Origin of the sequence: Streptomyces fodineus (assembly GCF_001735805.1) — a bacterium.
Classification (GTDB): Bacteria; Actinomycetota; Actinomycetes; order Streptomycetales; family Streptomycetaceae; genus Streptomyces; species Streptomyces fodineus.
Map to the genome: position 1 here is coordinate 1,733,125 of NZ_CP017248.1, position 21,891 is coordinate 1,755,015.

Genomic DNA, 21,891 nt, shown 5'->3' on the forward strand with positions numbered 1-21,891 from the left:
CCACTTCCAGGTCCGGCACAGGGGGGCACGGACGTTGTCATTCGGAAATCGCCCGCTGTACGAGGGCCTCGATGTCGAGTTCGTCGATCTCGTCGAGCGCGTCGGTCTCGTCGTGTGCGTCGCTCGCGTCGTCCGGCAGGCCGGCGGTCCCGTCCGTCATCTCCGCCGCTGGGAACAGCAGTTCCCGTACGCGCCCGGCCAGCGCGGCGGGCGTCGGATAGTTGTAGATCACCGTGGCCGGGACGTGGACGCCCGTGTCCTTCTTGACCTGGTTGCGGAAGTCGACGCCGCTGAGGGAGTCGAAGCCGATCTCCTGGAACGTCATGTCGGCGTCGATGTCGTCGGCGGACGCGTAGCCCAGCACGACGGCGGCGGTGTCCAGCAGCAGCGCCACCAGGTGCTCGTGCTGCTCCTCCGGCGGGAGGCCGGCCAGCTTGCGCACCATGGGGGACTCCGCGCTCTCCGCCGCGGGAACGGCCTTCTCCGCCGGAGCGGGCGCGGGCGCGGGCGCGGGCCGGACCAGGGTGCGCAGCAGCGCCGGCACGCTGTCCCGGCCCAGGGCGCCCCCGTCGACCTGCACGGGCAGTTGCAGCGTCCGGTCCGCGGCGACCGCGGCGTCGAACAGGGCCATGCCCCGTTGTGCCGTCAGCGGTTCCATGCCATGGCGCCTGAAGCGCGCCAGGTCGGCCTCGCCGAGCGTGCTCGCCATGCCGGTCTCCCACGGCCCCCAGGCCAGCGAGAGCGCGGGCAGGCCCGCCCCGGCCCGGAGCTCGGCCAGTGCGTTGAGGAAGGCGTTGGCCGCCGCGTAGTTCGCCTGGCCCGCGTTGCCGATCACGCCCACCACGGAGGAGTACATGACGAAGGCCGACAGCTCCATGTGCCGGGTGAGCTCGTGCAGGTGCCATGCGGCGTCGGCCTTGGGCGCGAAGACACGGTCGAGCCGCTCGGGTGTCATCAGCTCCACGGTGGTGTCGTCGAGGACGCCGGCCATGTGGACGACGGCGGTGAGCGGCGCGTCCTGCGGGATCCGGGCGAGCTGCTCCGCCAGTGCCCCGGCATCGGAGACGTCACAGGCCGCCTGGGTGACGTTCGCGCCCAGCTCGGCCAGTTCGGCGGCGAGGGTGGCCGCACCGGAGCGGCTGAGCAGCATCAGGTTGCGCACGTGGTGCTCGACGACGAGGTGCCGGGCGAGCAGGGCGCCGAGCCCGCCGGTCGCGCCGGTGAGCAGGACTGTTCCGTCCGGGTCCCAGGCCTGCCGCGCGGCGGCCGGGGCGGGCTCGGGGACCAGGTGCGGTGCGTAGGCCCGGCCCTGGCGGATGGCCAGCTCGGGGATGCCCGGGTCCAGGGTCTCGAGCGCGCGCAGCGACTCCTCGCTGCCGTCGCTGTCCACGAGCACGAACTGGTCGCCGTGCTCGACCTGTGCGGAGCGCACCAGGCCCCACACCGGGGCGAGGGCCGGATCGGGGGTCTCGCCGGGGAGGGCCGCCACGGCGTTCCTGGTCACGATGACCAGCGGGTGGTCGTGGTGGTTGCTCAGTCGACGCTGCACCAGGTCCAGCGCGGTGCGGGCGGCGGCGCGCGCCGCCGCGGGAGCGTATCCGTGCCCGTCCGCCGTCACGTGCACGATGTCGGCGGGGCCGGCCGTCCGCTGCGGGCCGGGCTCCACGGGCGCCCACCGCACGGCGAACAGCGAGTCGGCGAGGGAGCCCCGGGAGAGCTGGTCCGCCGAGGCCGGCATCAGGGCGAGGGACTCGACGGTCAGCACGGGTGCACCGTCGGGACGCGTGATCGACATCGACACCTCGCTCTCGCTGATCCGGGCGGCGTGGACCCGCAGCCGGCCCGCGACGGGCGCGTGGCAGGCGACGCCGGAGAACGAGTAGGGCAGTACCGCCCGCGTCGGGTCGTCCGGCACCATCAGCGACAGCACCGGGTGCAGTGCGGCGTCGAACAGGGCCGGGTGCAGGGCGAATCCGCCCTTGCCGTGCGGTACCCGCTCCGGCAGCTCGACCTCGCCGTGGACCGCGTCGCCGAGCCGCCACAGCGAACGCAGCCCCTGGAAGGCCGGGCCGTATCCGTAGCCGCGTTCGTCCAGTTCCGCGTAGAAGGCGGACACGTCCACCGGGTCGGCGTCCCGCGGGGGCCACACGTCCGCGGGGGAGGCACCTGCGGGAGCCTGCGGGACCACGTGCCCGGCGGCGTGCCGGGTCCAGGGGCCGGCGGTGGCGGAGGCCGGACGCGAGTACACCTCGACGGGGCGCCGGCCGGACGCTTCCGCCGCGCCGACGACGACCTGCACCCGTACGGCACCGCCGGCGAAGGTCAGTGGCGCGTGGAGGGTCAGTTCCTCGACGGCTCGGCAGCCGGTGCCCTCGATCGCGCGCAGCGCCAGGTCGACCAGGGCCGCGCCGGGGAACACGACGGTGCCGAAGACGGCGTGGTCGGCGAGCCAGGGCTCGGCGTCGGGGTCGATGCGTCCGCTGAACAGCGTCTGGTCGCCGGCGGCCAGGTCGGTGACGGCGGACAGGAAGGGATGCCCGACGGGTTCGAGCCCGGCGTCCGCGACATCGCCGTGCGGCCGGGCCGGCTGCGCCCAGTAGCGCTGGTGGTCGAAGGCGTACAGGGGCAGGTCGACGGGCCTGCCGCCGACGCCGACGGCGTCCAGGTAGACCCGCCAGTCGACGGGCACACCGGCGACATGCAGGCGGGCCAGGGCCTCGGTCGCCGTACGGGTCTCGGAACGGCCCTTGCGGGCCAGGGGTATCGCCGTCACCTCGGTGTCGGTGAGGGTGTCGGCGGCCATGGCCGACAGCACCCCGTCGGGGCCCACCTCGACCAGCACCCCGGCACCGGCCGTCACGGCGGCGGCGACACCGTCCGCGAAGCGCACGGCGTCCCGCACATGGCGCACCCAGTACGCGGGGTGCTCCAGCTCGCCCGGTGCGGCGAGGGCGCCGGAGAGGTTGGACACGACCGCGAGGCGTGCCGGCTCGTAGGTGACCGTCTCGGCGACGCGCCGGAACTCGTCGAGCATGGGGTCCATCAGCGGCGAGTGGAAGGCGTGCGAGACCCGCAGCCGGGTCGTCTTGCGCCCCTCGGCGGCCAGGGCCTCGGCGACCTCGGTGACGACCTCCGCCACCCCCGAGAGGACCACCGCGGCGGGCCCGTTCACCGCGGCGACGGACGCGGCCGCCTCGTGTCCGGCCAGCGCGGCCCGTACCTCGTCCTCGCTCGCCTGTACGGCCACCATGGCACCGTCGCGCGGCAGCGCCCCCATCAGGCGTCCGCGCGCGGCGACCAGACGGGCCGCGTCGGCCAGCGAGAACACGCCCGCCACGTGTGCGGCGGCCAGTTCGCCGATGGAGTGCCCGACGAGCACGGCGGGTTCGACGCCGAGGGACGTCAGGAGCCGGTAGGCGGCCACCTCGAAGGCGAACAGCGCGGGTTGGGTGATCGCCGTCTCGTCGAGCAGCCCGGCCGTCGCGGACCCGGGTTCGGCGCAGACGACCGCGTCGACGGGGTGCTCCAGCAGGGGGTCGAGTTCCGCGCAGACCTCGCGCCAGGCCTCGGCGAACACCGGGAAGGCCGCGCTCAGTTCCCGGCTCATGCCCAGGCGCTGGCTGCCCTGCCCGGAGAAGAGGACACCGACGCCGGGCGGCGCCGACGCGTGACCGGTGATCACGCCGGACTCCCGCTGCCCTCGGGCCAGGGCGTCGAGTCCGGCGAGGAGTTCCTCCCGGTCCGAGCCGATGACCACGGCACGGTGGTCGAGGACCGCGCGCTGGGTGGCCAGGGACAGAGCCACGTCGGCCGGGTGTGCGGCGGTCTCGGCGGAGAGCGCGGCGGCCAGCTTGCGCGCCTGCCCGGCCAGCGCCCTGGCGCTGTGCGCCGACACCGGCCACACCGTCTCACCCCGGGGCGGCGTGGCCGAGGGGGCGGCGGGCTCGACGGGGTCGCCCTGCTCGATGATCACGTGCGCGTTGGTGCCGCTGATCCCGAACGAGGAGACGCCGGCGCGCCGGGGCCGCTGCGCCCGCGGCCAGTCGCGCCGTTCGGCCAGCAGCCGCACGGCGCCCGAGGACCAGTCGACCCGGCTGGAGGGCTGCTCGGCGTGCAGGGTCCTGGGCAGCTCTCCCGCACGCATCGCCATGATCATCTTGATGATTCCGGCGACGCCCGCGGCGGCCTGGGTGTGGCCGATGTTGGACTTCAGCGATCCCAGCCACAGCGGGTCCTCGCGGTCCCGGCCGTAGACGGACAGCAGGGCCTGTGCCTCGATCGGGTCGCCGAGGCTGGTGCCGGTGCCGTGCGCCTCCACCGCGTCGACCTCGGCCGGCGACAGGGCGGCCGAGGCGAGGGCCTGGCGGATCACCCGTTCCTGGGAGGGACCGTTGGGCGCGGTGAGGCCGTTGCTCTCGCCGTCCTGGTTGATCGCGCTGCCGCGCAGCACGGCCAGCACACGGCGCCCGCGCCGCCGGGCGTCGGACAGCCGCTCCAGCACCAGCACGCCGACGCCCTCGGACCATCCGGTGCCGTCGGCGGCGTCGGAGAACGCCTTGCAGCGGCCGTCGGCGGCCAGCCCGCCCTGCCGGGCGAACTCGACGAACATGCCCGGGGTGGACATCACGGTGACACCGCCCGCGAGGGCGAGCGAGCAGTCACCGGAGCGCAGAGACTGGGCGGCCAGGTGCACGGCGACCAGGGAGGAGGAGCAGGCGGTGTCGACGGTGACGGCCGGTCCCTCCAGGCCGAGGCTGTAGGCGATCCGTCCGGAGACGACGCTGCCGGAACCGCCGGTCAGCGCATGGCCCGCGAGGTTGCCGGAGACGTCCTGCAGGCGCGGCAGGTAGTCCTGGGCCATGGCGCCCATGAACACCGCGGTGCCGGTGCGGCGCAGCTGCGCCGGGTCCTGGCCCGCGTGCTCCAGCGCCTCCCACACGGCTTCCAGGGCGAGCCGCTGCTGCGGGTCCATGGCGAGGGCCTCGCGGGGGCTGATCCGGAAGAAGCCGGCGTCGAAGTCCGCCGCGCCGTCCAGGAAGCCGCCGGCGGGCACGAAGTCCGCGTCCACGTCGACCTGCCAGCCCCGGTCCTCGGGGAAGCCGGTGATCGCGTCGACGCCGTCGGCGACCAGCCGCCACAGATCCTCGGGGGTGGCGACACCGCCGGGCAGCCGGCAGCTCATGCCGACGATCGCGATCGGCTCGTCGGCGGCCGGGACGGGGACGTGAACCGCGCCGGCCCCGTCCTCGCCCTCACCGGAGAAGCGCTCGCACAGGTGCCGCACGAGAGCGGCGGGGGTGGGGTGGTCGTAGGCCGTGGAGGCGGGCAGCTGCAGGCCGGTCGCGGCGCCCAGCCGGTCGCGCAGCTGCACCGCCGTCACCGAGTCGAAGCCGAGTTCCTTGAAGGTGTGGTCCGCCCCGATCCGCGCGGTGTCGGCGTGCCCGAGCAGCACCGCCGCCTCCCCGCGCACCAGCGTCCACAGCTCCTGCTCGGACATCCCCGCGGCCGGGGGCGGGTCCATGGGCGCCGCGGCGGCGGGCACCGGCCGCGCGGCGGGTGTCTCGACGGCCGCGCCGTCGATCCAGTAGGTCTCGCGCTGGAAGGCGTACGTCGGCAGCGGCACGCGCCGGGCTCCGGTGAACCGGCGCCGCCAGTCGACGTCGACGCCCCGGCTGTGCAGCTCGGCCATGGACAGCAGCAGGCGGTGCGTCTCGTCCTCGTGGCGGCGCAGCGTGGACTGTACGACGGCGGAGCCAGCCGTGGCGGCGATGTGCATCGCCAGCACCGGGTGCGGGCTGACCTCCACGAACACGCCGTATCCGGCGTCGGTCAGGGCTTGCACGGTGTCGGCGAAGCGGACCGGCTCGCGCAGGTTCCGGTACCAGTACTCGGCGTCCAGGGTGGCCGGGTCGACCCGACCGGCGACGACGGTCGAGTAGAACGCCACGCCGGTGTCGGTGGTCTCGGCGCCCGCGACGCCGCGCAGCACGTCCTCGCGGATGGATTCGACGTGGTCGCAGTGGGAGGCGTAGTCGACCGGCACGATCCGGGCGCGGCTGCCCCGGGCCTCGCAGGCGGCGACGGCCGCGCGGACGGCGTCGGGGTCGCCGGAGATCACCACGGTGCCGGGCGAGTTCACCGCCCCGATCGAGACGCGGGACTGGTCGACCTGGTCGGCGGGCAGGTCCAGGACGGCCATCAGGCCCCGCCCGGACAGCTTCTCGGTGATGATCCGCGCGCGGGCCACGATCAGCCGCACACCGTCGGCCAGGGAGAGGATGCCGGCCGCGGTCGCGGCGGCGATCTCGCCCTGGGAGTGGCCGATGACCGCGTCGGGTGCCACGCCGGCCGCGCGCCACACCTCGGCCAGCGAGACCATGACGGCGAACAGCGCGGGCTGTACGACGTCCATCCGCTTCAGGGCGGCCTCGTCGCCGAGCACGTCCCGCAGCGACCAGCCGGCGAACTGCCGCAGCAGGCGCTCGCACTCGTCCATGCGGGCGGCGAACACCTCGTCGGTGTCCCACAGCCCCTGGGCCATGCCGACCCAGTGCGCGCCCTGGCCGGAGAACACCCACACCACGCCGGTGCCCTCGGCGGCGGTGCCGGTGACGACCCGCACCGACGGCTGTCCGTCCGCCAGCGCGGCGAGTCCGTCGAGCAGTTCCTCGCGGTCGGCGGCGAGCACGACGCCCCGGCTCTTCAGCGCGGACCGGGTGGTCGCGGCGGAGTGGCCGACGTCCAGGGGGTGCAGGCCGGTGCCGCCCTGCACCCAGTCGTGCAGCCGGCGGGCCTGGGCCCGCAGGGCCTGGGGGGTCCGCGCGGACAGGGTGACCGGGACCGGGGTGGCGGGCGGCGCGGGCTCGGCCGCCGGCTGCGGCTCGGGCCCGGACTCGGGGGCGGCGACGACGAGGTGGCAGTTGGTGCCGCCGATACCGAAGGAGCTGACGCCGGCCAGCCGGGGGCCGTCGGGCCAGGGCGCGGCGGCGGCGTTGACCCGCAGCTTCCACTCCTGAAGGGGGATGTCCGGGTTCGGCGTGCGGTAGTTGAGGCTGGCGGGCAGCAGACCGTGCCGCATCGACAGGGCGACCTTGATCAGGCCCAGGACGCCCGCGGCCGCGTCGAGGTGGCCGATGTTGGTCTTCACCGATCCGACCAGCAGCGGCTGCGCGGCGTCGCGGCCCTCGCCGAACACGTCGGCCAGGGCGCTCGCCTCGACCGGGTCGCCCGCCCGAGTGCCGGTGCCGTGCAGTTCGACGTACCGCACCTGGTCGGGTGCCACACGGGCGGCGCGGCAGGCCTCGCTCAGCAGGGCGCTCTGCGCCTGGGCGTTGGGGACGGTCAGCGCGCCGGGGCCGTCGTGGTTGACGGCGCCGCCGAGCAGCACGCAGTACACGGGATCGCCGTCCGCGATCGCGTCGGCCAGGCGCTTGAGTACGACCACACCCGCGCCCTCGCCGCGGACGAAACCGTTGGCGCGGGCGTCGAAGGTGTAGCTGCGGCAGTCCGGCGACAGCGCCCCGGAGCGGGCGAAGGCGATCGTGCTCTCCGGTACGAGGTTCAGGTGGACGCCGCCGGCCAGCGCCAGGCGGGCGGTGCCCGCCCGCAGGGTTTCGCAGGCCATGTGCACCGCGACGAGGGAGGACGACTGCGCGGTGTCCACGGTCAGGCTCGGCCCGTGCAGGCCCAGTTGGTGCGACACCCGGTTGGCGATCAGGCCGCGGCCCAGACCGGCGATGGAGTGGTGGGACAGCGCCGCGCCGCCGTGCCGGTGCGCCAGGGAGGCGTAGTCGTCCCCGGTGGCGCCCAGGAACACCGCGGTGGCGCTGCCGCGCAGGCTCTCCACCGGGAGGAAGGCGTCTTCCAGTGCCTCCCAGCTCAGTTCGAGCACCATGCGCTGGCGCGGGTCCATCACCGCGGCCTCGCGCGGGGAGATGCCGAAGAAGCCCGCGTCGAAGTCGGCGACGCGGTCGACGAAGCCGCCCTGCGGGTGGCGCGCCAGTTCGGCGACGTCCGTGGGCCACCGGTCGGCTGGGGCGTCCGCTATCGCGTGCTCGCCCTCCCTCAGTAGCTTCCAGAAGGCGCGGACGTCCTCGGCGCCCGGGACCCGGCACGACATTCCGATGACGGCGACGGCATTTCGATCCACCCCCTGGTCCATCCCGGTGAGCCCTTCCCCGAACTCGTTCACGCCCATAGAGCTCCAGCCCTCTCTACCCCTTTGGCTGCTCTGCACGATCCGTGAACGGCCCCCGCAGATACACTTTCGCGGCCTCTCATTCGGCGAATTTCCGTGCCGGGCAAGAGCTTCACGCGGCGGGGCGGTGCCGGTCGGCGCCTGTTTCCGGGCAGCCCTGATGGCCGACGCGGTGTTCCGCGCCGGCCGTCAGGGTGTCGGGCTGTGTTCTGGGCCCGCCGGAGTCGTCACATGCGCCCCGGCCTCAGCCGGCCGTACGGGCCTTCCAGCCGCGGCCGATCGTCCGGACCAGGGACGGCGTCACGAAGACACGCCGGAACGGCAGGATGACGGGCATGTAGACCTTCCCCAGCATGCCCTTCTTCTTGACCAGCACGGCCATCTGCGCGTGGTGCCTGCCGTTGCCGTCGTCCACCCAGCCGATGTGCATCACCGCGTGCACCGTCTTGTTGACGACCTCGGTCACCCACTCGTCGGAGGTCTGGTAGACCGACTTCATCGGCACCGTCCTCAGGTCCGGGCCGCGCGGACCCTCACGCAGGTCGTCCGGCAGCCGGTCCCGCAGGGAGGGGTTGCGCGGGCCGACGCCGTGCTCCGCTCCGTCCCACTTGAGGAGGGCACCGAGTCTCCAGCGGATCGCGAACAGCACCTTGTACGCCGGCGACGGGTCGAAGTCCCTGCCGTCGCCGGCGAACTGCTCGACCAGGAGGGGCAGATCGCCGGGTCCTCCGGGGGTGTCCAGGTCCCATACGTCCTCGACCTCGAAGTCCTTGATGAACGCGTGGATCCGCCACGGCCGTTCGGTGAACGCGGTGTTCGGCAGCCTCATGCAGTTTCCCTCTCTCGTGCCACGGTCGCGCGGATGCGCGCGGGAGCTGAACCGGTCACGCGCGACGGCACCAACGTACCCGGGGGTGCGTCGGCCGACCGCGGGAAGTCGCCGTCGACCGCCCGCAGTCGGCTTGGCCGCACGTGACGGCCCCGCCTCAGGCCGTGGCCGCCCGGGCTGTCACCTTGCGCGGGCGGAACACCATCCGGGCACCCTTGCGCGGAATGTTGACCACCGTACGGCTGTGCGCGGACTCCGGCTCGGCGTCGGCGCGTTCGACATCGCAGGTCGCAAGGATCTCGGTCAGTGTCGCCTTCAGCTCCATCAGCGCGATCCGGTCGCCGAGGCACCGGGTGTGGCCGCCGCCGAACGGGATCCAGGTGTGCGAGGCGGGCTTGACGCCGAGGAAGCGCTCCGGCCGGAACTCGTCCGGCTGCGGGTAGTTGTGCTCGTCCCGGTTGAGCAGGTAGGCGCTGGCCCACAGGCGGTCGCCGGGCGCGTAGCGCACGCCGCCGATCTCGACCGGCTTGACCACCTCGCGGGGGACGATCTGCTGGATCGGCGGGCCGAGCCGCAGCACCTCGTGCACCACCGCCGTCAGGTACTCGTCGCTCGTCCCGTCCTCGATCTCCGCGCGCAGGCGCTCGACCACGTGCGGGTGCCGGGTGAGGAACTCCAGCGCCCAGCAGATGGCCGAGGCGGTGGTCTCCGTACCGGCGAGGAACTGGGTCATGATCTCGTCTCGCATCTCGACCCGGCTCGGTGCGGCACCGTCCGCGTCGGTGATGCCGAGCATCACGCCCAGCAGGTCGTCGCCGGAGGCGCCGGACCGCTCGCGCTCGGCGATGGCCTCGTCCACCATCCGGTGGACCCGCTCGCGGCGGGTCAGGAACTCGCCCACGCCGTTGGGCCGGAACAGGCGCATCCACGTCATCTTCCAGGACGGCAGCAGGTGGAACGGCTTCATCGTGCTCGGGCGGGAGTTGAACTCCAGCATCTTCATCACCTCCCCGAACATCTCGGGCTCGCAGGAGGGACGGTGCTCGCCGAAGAGGACTTCGAGGATCACCTTCGTGGTGTAGCGGTGCGCGAAGGGGTGGACCGGTACGGCCCGGTCGCGCGGCCAGGACGCGACCTCGTGCTTGGCGAGGCGGACGACCTCCTGCTGGACCCGCTTCAGCGCGTCGCCGCGGAAGCTCGGCATGACGCTGCGCCGCCGGGCGGTGTGCTCCTGCTCGTCCAGCCAGGCCAGGCCGTTCTGGCCGGTCCACTTCTCGATGGGGGTGTTGCTGGACCCGGTGTGCAGGACGTCCCGGGGCGCCAGGAACATCTGCTTGACGTCCTCCGGTGCCGATATCACATAGAGCGGAACGCCGGGGATGATCGTCACGCGGAACCTGCTGCCGTACTTGGCGCGGCAGTTCTTCAGATAGGGCTCCGGGCGGGCCCAGATGCTCAGCACCTGCTTCAGCCGGGGCATGTCCACCACCGGCAGCGCGGTGGAGGGAACGACCTCCTGCGGGGCCGGTGCGGAGTGGGCGACCGGGCACGTGCCCCCCGTGGCCGCCGCGTCGTGAGCGTTGCTGGAGTGGTCCATGGTCTCGTTGCTTCCTTGTCTCGTTGGCGCTCGGGTCACGTGCTCGGGCTTGGGGTATGCGGCGCCGCTCATGGCTCGATCCACCGTTCGATCGCGTCCGCGGTGTCCGCGGCGGCGGCCCCGATCAGGGCGAAGTGGTCGGCGGCGACGTCGGCGTGCTCGTCGGTGTCCTCCCACCGCGGGCCGTCCGGCGCCGCGGCGCCGAGAGGTTCGGCCGCCCGGATCATCAGGGTCCGGGCGGCGACGGTCTGCGGCGGCAGGCCGGTGAACAGGCGCAGGTAGGCACCCATGGACAGCCAGCCGGCGTCGTCGATGGAGATCTCGCGCCGCTCCTGGTCGAGGATCCCGGACAGCAGGGCGGCGAACGCGCCACCGCCCCCGTCGCCGTCGAACGCGAGCGTGTCGATCAGGGCGACCCCGGCGAGCGCGGCACCGCGGGACTCCAGGCGCCCGGCCAGCGCACGCGCCACGGCACCGCCCATGGAGTAGCCGACCAGGACGAACGGCGCGTCACCGACGGCCGCGCGGATCGCGTCGTCCAGTACCTCCAGGGCGACCTCCCGGGACTGCGGGGCGAGCCCGGTCCCGAAGCCCGGCAGGGAGCAGACGTAGACGTCCCGCACTCCCTCGAAGCGGTCGGCCAGGCGCATGAACTGTTCCTGGCCGGAGCCGACCACGTACACGTACGACGGCACGCAGACGATCTTCACCCGGCCCGGTCCGCAGGCCAGTTGGGCGAGGCGTCCGCCGGTGTCGGGCAGCTCGGCGGCCGACGCGAAGGCCGGTCCCTCGCTCGCGGCGGCCACCAGGTGCCGCAGCGCCTCCGGCATGGTTCCGGACGCGGCGGCCTGCCGGAGCCGCACACCGATCGTCTCCGCGGCGGGCTCGGGCGCACCGGCGGCCGGTGCGCCGGAGCCGACCCGCTTGAGCAGCTGCCGGGCGAGCTCCGCCGGGGTCGGGTGCTCGAAGACGAACGACACGGGCAGCCGCAGGCCGGTGGCCTGCGCCAGCCGGTTGCGCAGCTGGACCGCGCTCATCGAGTCCATGCCGAGTTCCTTGAGCCTGCGCTCGGCGTCGATCCGGTCGTCGGCCGTGTGGCCGAGCACCGCCGCGACGTGCGCCGCGACCAGTTCGAGCACGATCCGTTCGCGGTCCGCGTCCAAGACGCCCGTAAGCCGCTGCGCCAGCGACCCGCCGCCCGCCTCCGGCTTTGCGGGCAGCCGGACCAGGCCGCGCAGCAGCGCCGGCAGCGTCCGGTCGAGAGCCTGCGCACGCAGGGCCGCGAGGTCCGGCACCACCGGCGCCACGAGCGCGGCGTCCACGGCGAGGGCCTGGTCGAACAGCTCCAGGGCGCGCTCGACCGACAGCTCGGCGGTGCCCGGGGACGCGGCGTCTGACTCCCACGGGCCCCACGCCAGCACGGTGCCCGCGAGACCGGCCGCGCGCCGCGCCCGCACCAGCGCCTCCCCGGCCGCCTCGGCCGCCGGGTCCTCGGCCGGGCCGCCGGCGAGGGAGCGGAACGAGCCGAACACCACGAAGGCGGAGAGACCGGCCCGCTCGGTCAACGTGTGCAGCCGCCAGGCAAGTTCCAGTCCCCCGGGCCCGCCCGCGGCGTGGACGACCGCGGTGAGCGGCCGGTCCAGGGACCCGACCACCGTGGCCAGCCGGCCGGGATCGGGCGCCTCGACACGGGCCCGCGCACCGAGTTCCGCCAGCTGCCCGACCAGCGCGTCCGCGGCGGCGCACGGCTCGCCGAGCAGCAGCAGGTTGCGGACGCCGTGGTGGGCGGCCAGGTGCCTGGCCAGCGCCGCACCCCGAGGGGTCAGGCCGCCGGTGATCAGCACCGTGCCGTCCGGGTCCCAGACCCCGTCCCGGCCGGCGGAGCCGGCCGGAACCGGAGCCAGCCGCGGGGCCAGCAACTGCCCGGCACGCAGGGCCAGTTGCGGCTCGTCGGCACCAAGCACCGCACCCCAGTCCGGTTCGGCGTCCTCGTCCACGTCCACGACGAGGAACCGGCCGGGATACCCGGACTGCGCCGCCCGCAGCACGGCCCGGACCGCCGCCTGCGCCGGGTCGGGGACCTCCCCGTCCCGCACCGCCACCGCCCGGCGCGTCGCCACGACCAGCACCGGGTCACCGGCCCGCTCGCGGTCCGTCCAGCGCCGTACCAGGGCCGCGGCCTCGTCGGCCGCGGCGCGCACCGCCGAGGGATCGTCGCCGGCGGGCGTGGCGATCGGGGCGAGCACGGCCTGCGGGGCTGCCGCTCCGCCGTCCACGGCCCGTTCGAGTTCCGCCAGATCGGCGTACCGGTCCGTCACCGCCCCGGCGGCCCCGCCCAGCGCGGCCAGCCGCACCGGCGTGGCCGCACCGGCCGGAACCGGAACCCAGTCGACGCGGTACAGCGCGCTCTGGCCACGACGCAGCTCCTCCAGGTGAGCCGGGTCGGCCTCCTGGAAGGCGACGCGGTCCACGCCGAGGACGAGCCCACCGTCCGCGTCGAAGACGTCCAGCCGCAGGGTGTCCCCTTCGACGACGACGCGTGCACGGCCCCCGCCGACGCCGGGTGCGGCCAGCCGCACCCCGGACCAGGAGACCGGCAGCATCGCCGCGCCCTGACCGGTGAAGCCCAACTGCCCGCTGTGCAGGGCGGACTCGAACAGGGCCGGGTGGACACCGAAGGATGCGGCGCCGATGTCCTCGGGCAGCGCGAGCTCGGCGTACACCTCGCTGCCGGAGCGCCACAGGGCCCGCACCCCGTGCAGCGCCGGGCCGCAGTCCAGGCCGAGTTCGGCCAGCGCGGCGTACAGGGAGTCCACCGGCACCGGCTCCGCCCCGGCGGGCGGCCACTGGCCCGCCCAGCCCGCGGCGGGCTCGGTGTCCGGCGCAAGCCGGCCCGTGCAGTGGCGCACCGACTCGGCGCGCTGGTCACCGTCCGGGCGCGAGTGGAGGCTCACCGACCGGCGGCCGTCCGCTCCGGGAGCGCCGACGATCGCCTGGATCTGCAGCGCCGCGCCGTCGGGCAGCAGCAGCGGCGCCTCGAACATCATCTCGTCGAGCAGCGGCGTCCCGACACCGCGGCCCGCGGCCAGCGCCAGCTCCACCAGTGTCGTGGTGGGCGCGACGGGGAGGCCGAAGGCGGCGTGGTCGCGGAGCCAGGGCTGGGAGTCGTGGGACAGGCGGCCGGTGAGCACCCACTCGTCCCGGTCGGCGAGTTGCACGCCCGCCGTCAGAACCGGGTGCTCGACGCGCCCGAGCCCGGAGCCGGCCGGGTCACCGGCGACCGGCCGCGCGCTCGGCCAGTACCGCTTGCGCTGGAAGGCGTAGGTGGGCAGCGGGCCCCGCTGGGCGCCGGAGCCGGCGAAGCACGCGCCCCAGTCGACCTTCACCCCGGCGAGGTGCGCCTCCGCCAGGGAGAGCAGGAACCGCTTCATACCGCCCTCGTGACGGCGCAGCGAGCCGACCACACCGACCCGGCCCGCGCCGGCGGCGGTCTCCTCCATGGCGATCCCCAGCACGGGGTGGGGGGACATCTCCAGGAAGCATCCGGCGGCGTTGTCGATGAGGGCGCGGATCGCGGGCTCGAAGCCGACCTGGCTGCGCAGGTTCCGGTACCAGTAGGCGGCGTCCATCGACGCCGTGTCGAGGAACCCGCCCGTCACCGTGGAATAGAACGGCACCCGGCCACTCGACGCCTCCACCGGCGCCAGCGCCTCCAGCAACTCGGCCTCGATCGCCTCGACCTGCGCCGAGTGCGAGGCATAGTCCACGTTCACCCGGCGCGCCCGCACACCGTCGCGCTCGCAGGCCGCCAACACCTCATCCAGCGCGCCGGGTTCACCCGCGACAACCACCGCCGCCGGGCCGTTCACCGCCGCCACCGACACCCGACCCGCATACGAGGAGATCAGCTCCTCGACCCGCTCCACCGGCAGCGCCACCGACATCATCCCGCCGCGCCCGGCCAGCCGGTCACGGACCAACTGGCTACGCACCGCCACAACCCGCGCCGCATCCCGCAACGACAAACCACCCGCCACATACGCAGCAGCGATCTCACCCTGCGAGTGACCCACCACCGCCGACGGCTCCACACCGAACGACCGCCACAACGCCGCCAGACTCACCATCACCGCGAACAACGCCGGCTGTACGACATCCACCCGCTCCAAAGACGGCGCACCCGGCACACCCCGCAGCACACCCTCCAGATCCCACTCCACAAACTCCGCCAGCGCCTCACCACAAGCGGCGATCTCAGCCGCGAACACCGGTGAGGAATCGATCAGTTCGACCGCCATGCCCTCCCACTGCGCCCCCTGCCCCGGGAACACGAACACCGGCTTGGCGGTGGTGGAGGGACGGCCGAAGACCGTCTGCTCGGTCACCTCGCCCACGGCGAAGGCGGCGAGTTCGGCGGTCAGTTCGTCCCGGCCGGCGGCCACGAGCACCGCCTGGTGGTCCAGCCTGGCGCGCGTGGTCAGCTGGGAGTACCCGATGTCGAGGACCGAGAGTCCGGGGTTGCCCAGCAGGTGCCGCCGCAGCCGCTCGGCCTGCGTACGCAGGGCCGCCTCGGTGCGCGCGGAGAGCAGCACCGGCGTCACGGCAGGCGGGGCCGCCGTCGCGGTCTCGGCGGCCGGGGTGTCGGCCGGCGCCTCCTCCAGGATGATGTGCGCGTTGGTGCCGCTCACCCCGAACGACGACACACCGGCACGCCGCGGACGCCCCTCGACGGCCCACTCACGGGCCTCGGTCAGCAGCTCGACCTCGCCGGTCTGCCAGTCGATGTGCGGGGACGGCGCATCCACGTGCAGGGTCTTCGGCAGTACCCCGTGCCGCATGGCCATCACCATCTTGATCACACCCGCCACGCCGGACGCGCCCGAGGTGTGGCCGATGTTGGACTTGATCGACCCCAGCCACAGGGGATCCCCGTCACGCTCCCGGCCGTACGTCGCCAGCAACGCCTGCGCCTCGATCGGGTCACCGAGGACCGTGCCCGTGCCATGGCCCTCCACCGCGTCCACGTCGGACGGCGACAGCCCGGCATTGGCCAACGCCTGCCGGATCACCCGCTCCTGGGACGGACCGTTCGGCGCCGTAAGACCGTTGCTCGCACCGTCCTGATTGATCGCCGTGCCACGGATCAGACCCAGGATCCGCCGACCGTTGCGCCGGGCGTCCGACAACCGCTCCAGTACGACCAGACCCAGGCCGTCGGAGAAACCGGTGCCGTCGGCGGAGGCGGCGTAGGCGCGGCAACGGCCGTCCGGCGATACCGCTCCCTGCCGGCTGAACTCGGTGAGCGTCACGGGCGTCGTCATCAGCGTCACACCGCCCGCCAGCGCCAGCGAGCACTCGCCGCCCCGGAGTGCCTGCGCCGCCAGGTGCAGCGCGACCCCGGAGGAGGAGCAGGCCGTCTCCACCGACACGGCCGGGCCTTCCAGGCCGAGGGTGTAGGCGATACGGCCGGAGGCGACACTGGACATGGTGCCGGTGACGCGGTAGCCCTCGTACTCGCCGGGCACGAGGAGGCTGTAGTCGGAGCCGGTGATGCCGACGAAGACACCGGTGTCGGTGCCGCGCAGGGACGTCGGGTCGATCCCGGCGTGTTCCAGGGTTTCCCAGGAGGTCTCCAGCAGCAGGCGCTGCTGGGGGTCCATGGCCACGGCCTCGCGCGGGCTGATGCCGAAGAACTCGGCGTCGAAGTCGCCCATGCCGGTGAGGAAGCCGCCGCCGCGCGCGTAGGTCGTGCCGGCCTGCTCGCGGTCCGGGCTGTAGAGCCGCTCCAGGTCCCAGCCGCGGTCGGCGGGCAGGGGGCCGATCACGTCACGGCCGTCGGCCACGAGCTGCCACAGGTCTTCGGCCGAGGTGACGCCGCCGGGGTAGCGGCACCCGATGCCGACGATCGCCAGCGGCTCGTCCACCGCCCCGCTCCGCCGCCGCACGGCTGGGACAGCGGTCTTGGCCACGCCATCGACCTGCGAGAGCAGCAGCCGCGCGACGGCCACCGGTGTGGGATGGTCGAACACGAGGGTGGCGGGAAGGGGCACGCCGGTGCTCCGCGAGAGCCGGTTGCGCAGTTCGACCGCGCTGACGGAGTCGAAGCCGAGCTCCTTGAAGGCGCGTTCGCCGTCCACCTCGTCGGCGGAGGCGTGGCCGAGCACGGACGCCGCCTGCGCCGTGACCAGTTCGAGTACGACGTGCTCCCGCTCGGCTTCCGGCACCTCGGCCAGGCGCCGGGCCAGGGAGCCGCCGGATGCCGCGCGCCGGGCGGGCACCCGGACGAGACCGCGCAGCGCGGCGGGCAGCAGTCCGGCCCTGGCCTGCTCCCGCAGGACGGCAGGATCGAGCTCGACGGGAGCGAGCAGCGGCTCGTCGGCGGCGAGAGCGTGGTCGAACAGTTCGAGGCCCAGCTCGGTGGGCAGCGGGCGGATTCCGGCTTGCGCCACGAGGACGGGGCCGGGCGCGCCGGTGTCGGTGCCGCCTCGGCCGTCGGCCCAGAGCCCCCAGGCGAGCGCGGTGGCGGGCAGCCCGGCCGAGCGGCGGCCGTTCACCAGCGCCGCCAGGGCCGCGTCCGCCGCGGAGGTGGCCGCCTGGCCGGGGATGCCGACCAGCCCCGCGTAGGACGAGAACAGCACGAAGGCGGAGAGGTCCGCGCCCGCGGTCAGCTCGTGCAGGTGCCAGGCCGTGTCGACCGTGGCCCGCAGTACCGTCTCCAGCCCCTCGTCGGAGAGGGTCTCGATCAGGCCGGCGGCGGGCTCGCCCGCCGCGTGCACGACCGCGGTCAGGGGGCTCTCCAGGGAGCCGAGCAGCGCGGCCAGTTGGCCCCGGTCGGTGACGTCACAGGGCTCGACGCGCACGCGCGCGCCGAGGAACGCCAGGTCGGCGGTGAGCCGGTCGGCCTCGCCCGACGCGGCGGCCAGCACCACGTGGCGGGCGCCGCGGCGCGCGACGAGGTGCTCGGCGAACACCGCGCCGAGGGCACCGGTGATCAGCACGGTGCCGTCGGGGTCGATGGGCTGGTGCCGGTCCGCGGCCCCGCCGGGCAGTCGGGCCAGCCGGGGGGCCAGCACCCGGCCCTCGCGCACGGCGAGCTGCGGCTCGTCCAGAGCGAGCAGCGCACCCCACTCCTGCTCCCCGTCGGCGTCCACGAGCAGGAGGCGGCCGGGGTGCTCGGACTGCGCGGCGCGTGCGACGCCCCACACGGCGGCCTGCCCGGGGTCGGGGACCTCGTCCCCGACCGCCACCGCGCCGCGCGTGACCACGACGAGCGTGGCCTCGCCCAGCGGTTCGGCGGCGAGCCACTGCCGTATCAGCGACACGGCCCGCGCGGCCGCGTCACGCACCGCCGAGGGCGTGTGGCCGGCGGGGGTGTCGATCGCCGCCAGAACCGCCTGCGGGACGGGCGCGCCGTCGGCGACGGCTCGGCCGAGCGCGGCCAGGTCGGGATGGCGGTCGGCCGCCGCGGTGACCTCGCCCAGCGCGGCGAGCCGCACCGGCTTCGCCGCACCGGCGGTGACCGGGGCCCAGTCCAGGCGGAAGAGAGAGTTCTGTCCGTGGCGCGGCTGACCGAACCGGGCCGGGTCGGCGGCCCGTACGGTGATCCGGTCGACGTGCGCCACGGGTGCGCCGTCGGCCTCGAAGACGTCGAGCCGCAGCACACCGTCGGCGGCCGTGCCGAGGCGTGCCCGCGCCTGGGAGACCTTGTCGCCCGCCAGGCGCACGCCCGACCAGGACACGGCCGACGCCGCCGATCGGGCATCGGGCCGGTGGGCGGTGTGCAGCGCGGACTCGAGCAGAGCCGGGTGGATCGCGTAACCGCCGGGCTCCGTGCCGTCGGGCAGCGCGAGTTCGGCGTACACCTCGTCGCCGAGCTGCCATGCGGACTGCGCGCACTGCAGCAACGCACCGCAGTCCAGGCCGAGTTCGGCCAGGGCGGCGTACAGGGAGTCCACCGGCACCGGCTGCGCCCCGGCGGGCGGCCACTCGCCCAGCGGGGCGGACGACGGCTCGGCGCCGGGGGCGATTCGGCCGCGCGCGTGGCAGACGGGCTCGGTGGACTGCTCGTCGCCGGTGTCCGGCCGCGAGTAGACCGCCACCTCACGGCGGCCGTCGGCGTCGGCCCGGCCGAGGGTGACCTGGACCCGTACCGCGTCGTCGTCCAGGACCAGCGGGGCGTCGAGGTCCAGCCCGTCGATCAGGTCGCAGCCCACGTGCCGGCCCGCGGACAGGACCAGCTCCACCAGCGCGGCGCCGGGCAGGCTGACCGTGCCGAACAGGGCATGGTCACGGGCCCAGGGCTGGCCCTGGTGGGAGACACGGCCGGTGAAGACCCACTCGTCGCGGTCACCCACCCGCACCGCCGCCGCCAGAATCGGGTGCTCGACGCGGCCGAGGCCGACCGCGGAGGCATCGGCGAGGCCGGTGGCGTCCAGCCAATAGCGTTTGTGCTGGAAGGCGTAGGTGGGCAGGGCAACCCGCTCGGCCCCGGAGCCCGCGAAGCAGGCGGCCCAGTCGACCTTCACCCCGGCCGCGTGCGCCTCCCCCAGCGAGAGCATGAACCGGGCGAGACCCCCCTCACCGCGGCGCAGGGATCCGACGACTCCGACGCGGTTGTCCGTGCCGTGGGCGGCAACGGTCTCCTCCACGGCCATGGCGAGCACGGGGTGGGGGGACATCTCCAGGAAGCATCCGGCGGCGTTGTCAATGAGGGCGCGGATCGCGGGCTCGAAGCCGACCTGGCTGCGCAGGTTCCGGTACCAGTAGGCGGCGTCCATCGACGCCGTGTCGAGGAACCCGCCCGTCACCGTGGAATAGAACGGCACCCGGCCACTCGACGCCTCCACCGGCGCCAGCGCCTCCAGCAACTCGGCCTCGATCGCCTCGACCTGCGCCGAGTGCGAGGCATAGTCCACGTTCACCCGGCGCGCCCGCACACCGTCGCGCTCGCAGGCCGCCAACACCTCATCCAGCGCGCCGGGTTCACCCGCGACAACCACCGCCGCCGGGCCGTTCACCGCCGCCACCGACACCCGACCCGCATACGAGGAGATCAGTTCCTCGACCCGTTCCTTGGGCAGCGCGACCGACATCATCCCGCCATGCCCGGCCAGCCGGTCACGGACCAACTGACTGCGCACCGCCACAACCCGCGCCGCATCCCGCAACGACAAACCACCCGCCACATACGCAGCAGCGATCTCACCCTGCGAGTGACCCACCACCGCCGACGGCTCCACACCGAACGACCGCCACAACGCCGCCAGACTCACCATCACCGCGAACAACGCCGGCTGTACGACATCCACCCGCTCCAAAGACGGCGCACCCGGCACACCCCGCAGCACACCCTCCAGATCCCACTCCACAAACTCCGCCAGCGCCTCACCACAAGCGGCGATCTCAGCCGCGAACACCGGTGAGGAATCGATCAGTTCGACCGCCATGCCCTCCCACTGCGCCCCCTGCCCCGGGAACACGAACACCGGCTTCACCGTGGAGACGGCCCGGCCCTCGACAACCTGCGGCGACGGCTCACCCACCGCCAGCGCGGCCAGCCCGGACAGCAACTGGTCACGGTCGCCGGCCGCCACCACACCCCGGTACTCCAAGTGAGCCCGCGTGACAGCCGCGGAGAAACCCAGATCGGCCGCAGACAACTCCGGCCGCGCCAGCACATGAACACGCAACCGGTCCGCCTGCGCCCGCAGCGCCGCCACCGTCCGCCCGGACACCGTCACCGGCACCACCGGCATCACAGCCGCCCCACGCCCCTCGGACGACTCCTCGACCGGCGCCTCCTCCAGGATGATGTGCGCGTTCGTACCACTCACCCCGAACGACGACACACCCGCACGGCGGGGTCGGCCGTGGCCGGTCCACTCCCTGGCCTCGGTCAACAGCTCGACCTCGCCGGTCTGCCAGTCGATGTGCGGGGACGGCGCATCCACGTGCAAGGTCGGCGGCAGCACCCCGTGCCGCATCGCCATCACCATCTTGATCACACCCGCCACACCGGCGGCCAGGGAGGTGTGGCCGATGTTGGACTTGATCGACCCCAGCCACAGGGGATCCCCGTCACGCTCCCGGCCGTAGGTCGCCAGCAACGCCTGCGCCTCGATCGGGTCACCGAGGACCGTGCCGGTGCCATGGCCCTCCACCGCGTCCACGTCGGACGGCGACAGCCCGGCATTGGCCAACGCCTGCCGGATCACCCGCTCCTGGGACGGACCGTTCGGCGCCGTAAGACCGTTGCTCGCACCGTCCTGGTTCACCGCGCTGCCCCGGATCAGACCGAGGATGCGCCGGCCCTTGCGCTGCGCGTCCGACAACCGCTCCAGTACGACCAGACCCAGCCCATCGGAAAAGCCCGTGCCGTTGGCGGAAGCGGCGTAGGCGCGGCAACGGCCGTCCGGCGAGACCGCCTGCTGGCGGCTGAACTCGGCCAGCAGGAACGGCCCGGACATGACCGTCACACCGCCGACGAGCGCCATGGAGCACTCGCCCGCTCGCAGGGCCTGCGTCGCCATGTGCAGGGCGACCGCGGAGGAGGAGCAGGCCGTGTCCACGGACACCGCGGGCCCTTCAAGGCCGAACACATAGGAAATACGGCCGGAGGACACACTGGCCGCCCCGCCGGTCAGCTGGAAGCCCTCGATCTGCGGCAGGCTGCCAGGCGGCACCGTGCAGTAGTCGGTCGTACCGACACCACAGAAGACACCGGTGTTGCTCCCGCGCAGCGAGGTGGGGTCGATTCCCGCGTCCTCGAACGCCTCCCACGACGCCTCCAGCAGCAGACGCTGCTGCGGGTCCATCGCCAGCGCCTCGCGCGGGCTGATCCCGAAGAACTCCGCGTCGAACTCGGCGATGTCGTCGAGGAAGCCGCCGCCGCTGGTGGACACGGCGCCGGGCCGGCGCATGCTCGGGTCGTAGAGCCGCTCCAGGTCCCAGCCCCGGTCGGCGGGCAGCCCCGTGATGGCGTCGCGCCCCGACGCGACGAGCTCCCACAGTTCGTCGGGAGAGGTGACGCCGCCCGGGTAGCGGCAGCTCATGCCGACGATCGCCAGCGGTTCGCCGGCCTGTGCGAGCAGCCGCTTGTTGAGCTGACGGAGCCTGTCGGTCTCCTTGAGGGATTTCCGGAGCGCCTCGATGAGCTGGTTCTGATCGGTGGCCATGTCTATTCCTTCGTCTCCAAGCTCATTGCGGCGACGGCGTGCTCTCGTGCGGTCATGCGAGGTCCGCTCGCGATGGCGGTCATCCGAGGTCCGC

Annotated in this window: 4 protein-coding genes; all 4 read right to left on the reverse strand. The window is 74.0% G+C overall.

The window, feature by feature from the left end:
• Window positions 1-37 precede the first annotated feature (37 nt).
• The 4 genes from BFF78_RS07140 to BFF78_RS47365 all read right to left on the reverse strand — a co-directional run bounded on the left by BFF78_RS07140 (window position 38) and on the right by BFF78_RS47365 (window position 21,797).
• Window positions 38-8,161, reverse strand: a complete 8,124-nt coding sequence (locus BFF78_RS07140) for a type I polyketide synthase (RefSeq protein WP_069783430.1) — start codon at window positions 8,159-8,161, stop codon at window positions 38-40.
• Window positions 8,162-8,441: 280 nt separating this feature from the next.
• Window positions 8,442-9,026: a DUF2867 domain-containing protein gene (locus BFF78_RS07145; RefSeq protein WP_069777510.1), complete on the reverse strand. Its 585-nt coding sequence runs from the start codon at window positions 9,024-9,026 to the stop codon at window positions 8,442-8,444.
• Between the two features lie 157 nt (window positions 9,027-9,183).
• Window positions 9,184-10,623: a cytochrome P450 gene (locus BFF78_RS07150; RefSeq protein WP_069777511.1), complete on the reverse strand. Its 1,440-nt coding sequence runs from the start codon at window positions 10,621-10,623 to the stop codon at window positions 9,184-9,186.
• A 68-nt stretch (window positions 10,624-10,691) separates the two neighbouring features.
• Window positions 10,692-21,797 carry a type I polyketide synthase gene (locus BFF78_RS47365; RefSeq protein ID WP_069777512.1) on the reverse strand — a complete coding sequence of 3,702 codons (11,106 nt, stop codon included), beginning with the start codon at window positions 21,795-21,797 and terminating at the stop codon, window positions 10,692-10,694.
• Window positions 21,798-21,891: the final 94 nt, after the last annotated feature.

Bases quoted from the DNA above. Each gene is read 5' to 3' on its own strand.
- BFF78_RS07140 (WP_069783430.1), bottom strand. From the start codon at position 8,161: ATGGACCAGGGGGTGGATCGAAATGCCGTCGCCGTCATCGGAATGTCG.
- BFF78_RS07145 (WP_069777510.1), bottom strand. From the start codon at position 9,026: ATGAGGCTGCCGAACACCGCGTTCACCGAACGGCCGTGGCGGATCCAC.
- BFF78_RS07150 (WP_069777511.1), bottom strand. From the start codon at position 10,623: ATGGACCACTCCAGCAACGCTCACGACGCGGCGGCCACGGGGGGCACG.
- BFF78_RS47365 (WP_069777512.1), bottom strand. From the start codon at position 21,797: ATGGCCACCGATCAGAACCAGCTCATCGAGGCGCTCCGGAAATCCCTC.